The organism is Rubrivirga sp. (genome assembly GCF_049648075.1).
GTDB lineage: Bacteria > Bacteroidota > Rhodothermia > Rhodothermales > Rubricoccaceae > Rubrivirga.
In genome coordinates, this window is record NZ_JBARYR010000773.1 from 1 (window position 1) to 2,165 (window position 2,165).

General features: G+C 66.8%; 2 protein-coding genes and 1 pseudogene. 2 read left to right on the forward strand and 1 reads right to left on the reverse strand.

Annotated elements, in window-relative coordinates; genetic code table 11:
* Together WBA11_RS20395 and WBA11_RS20400 are read left to right on the forward strand one after the other, a co-directional pair.
* Positions 1 to 194 (forward strand): hypothetical protein (locus tag WBA11_RS20395; protein WP_424522466.1); only part of this gene is annotated, 194 nt, incomplete at its 5' end.
* Positions 195 to 323: 129 nt separating this feature from the next.
* On the forward strand, positions 324 to 1,823 hold the full coding sequence (locus WBA11_RS20400) for a DUF6683 family protein (RefSeq protein WP_424522467.1): 1,500 nt from the start codon (positions 324 to 326) through the stop codon (positions 1,821 to 1,823).
* A gap of 151 nt (positions 1,824 to 1,974) precedes the next feature.
* Here the strand turns inward: WBA11_RS20400 and WBA11_RS20405 are convergent.
* Positions 1,975 to 2,165: pseudogene (locus WBA11_RS20405) on the reverse strand (Glu/Leu/Phe/Val dehydrogenase); the annotation flags it as partial.

Sequence of the window (2,165 nt, forward strand, 5' to 3'; positions counted from 1 at the left end):
GGATGGGCGCCGAGACGAGCGGGACCCGTTTCTCGGACCTAATCCGCATCGAGGACGGCGCGACGCTGCGCGTCTGGCAGGGCGCGACGGTCGCGTTCGACGGCGGCCTCGAGGTCGAGCGGGGCGCATCGTTTATGTGCGAGGAGGGGGCGGTGTGCACGGTCCGCGGGGAGCGCGCCCTGGAGGTCGAGTGAGGGGTTGGCGGTCTTCGGCGCTCTGCTAGTAGTAAGCGCTCGAGGGCAGACCCTGACACCAAGCGACGAGAGGCGCCCGGAGTGTAGACTTGAGTGTAGACTTGAGCCGTCTGACCTCGCTGACATCTCATGTTTCGACTTTTTACGGCTATCGTAGTCGTCCTGATCACGCCTGCCGCCAATGCTCAGTTTGGCGGCGCAGACATTCCCGACCTCTCTGATGTGGCTCGCGCGTTAGCGGGTACGCAAGAAGCCCCGACCTCTGGAACGTCGGGAGTGGTTCGCTCCGGGCTCGTGGTTCCTCGTGTGGAGCCCGGTGAGACCGCCCGCGGAATCGCCCGGATGTTGCGAGAGAGCGCCGAGCAGAACAGCGGCCCACAGCCGGTGCTGGCGCAGTTCGAAGCGCAGATGCCAGCCATCCTGGCCAACCTCGAAACGACCCTCGAGAGCGTTGGGCTGGCGCCACGAGATTTTGGAGTCGCTGCGGGTTACGCACTCATCTACTTCTGGGAAGCTGCCGAAGCTGAGGTGATTCCCGAGGCCGCGTCGCTTGCGGCAGCGCGGACGGTTGCTACAGCGACAGGTGAGGCCTGGAGCGACACGTTCGCGGCGATGACCGACGCGGAGCAGGAGCGCGCCTACGAAACGCTCCTCATCGTGCCGACGATGCTGCACACGTTCGCGCCGCTGTTCGAGCAGAACGACGAGCCTGCGCGGGGTGCGGAGATGCGCGCAACGGCGCGCTCACTCTTTGCGGCCCTGTTCGGCACCGATCCGGCCTCTGTGCGGGTGGACGCGCGTGGCCGGATCTCCGGCCTGTCCTCCGGCGCGATGGCGACGCCCGACGGCCTCAGCCCCACGGAAGAGAACGCCGCCGCCGCATCACCTGCTGCTCCCCGAATCTCTGGCGGCGCGCTCCCGAGCGCGAGCGCAAACGGCGCTGATATCTACATCAAGTACACGTGGGGATACGGACTGAACGGGATGATCAACAGCCAGGAGCCGCTCATCCTCTTCCCTGACGGCACTGCTGTGACAGACATGCCGGCCGGTGGCGTCACCGAGTTCACGCCCGGGGCCATCCGAGCAGGGCTGGACTCCGACGACCGGCGCGAGCATGTCGGCACGTGGGAACGCTCCGGCAGCCGCCTGACGCTCCGCGTCGACGGCGAGACACGCGTGCTCCGTAGAACGCCCCGCGGATGGTGGGACGACGAGGACCCCATTGACAACGAGTCGGGATACGACACGTACTTCCCAGTCGTGGAAGCAGGCACCCGCCACATCCTCGGGCCGTGGGAGACGAGCACGGTCCTCGTGACAGGCATGAACTCGCCGAACATCCCGACAGTGGGCTTCGGCGAATCGACCGACCGCGTGTTCTACGCCGACGGTACGTACTCTGAGCTGAGCGAACGCGCCGTGACGGGCGACTTCGGGGGCGTCGGCGCCTACCAGACCAACCGGGGAAGCGCGGCGGGGCGCTGGCGCTTAGATGGACCCCTGCTCACCATCGAGCAGGACGGTCGGCGCGGTATCGTGCTTGGCTTCATTATGCCGAACTGGAGCCTGGACAACCCCAACGATGACATGTGGGTGGGCCGTGACTACTGGGAGCGCCCAGACTGACCGCCACGCGCTGGGTCAACGCTTGGCGCGACTCCTACAACCCCGCTTCCAACCCAGCGGAGGTAGAGCCGTCCTCGAGGTCGGAAGTGTTGCCCTGGAGCCTGTCAGAAGTCGTCCTCGAGGCCGCGCATCGACCTCGAGGGCGGGTGCCCTACGCGTAGATGCCGCGCATGCGGAGCGCGCCGGCCACCTTCTCGATCGCGATCACGTAGGCCCCGATCCGCATCGACGTGTCGTAGCGCTCGGCCGCGTCGTAGACCCGGTCGAAGGCCGTCCGCATCATGCGGTCCAGGCGGCGGTTGACGCGGTCGATGGTCCAGAAGTAGCCCTGGCGGTCCTGGA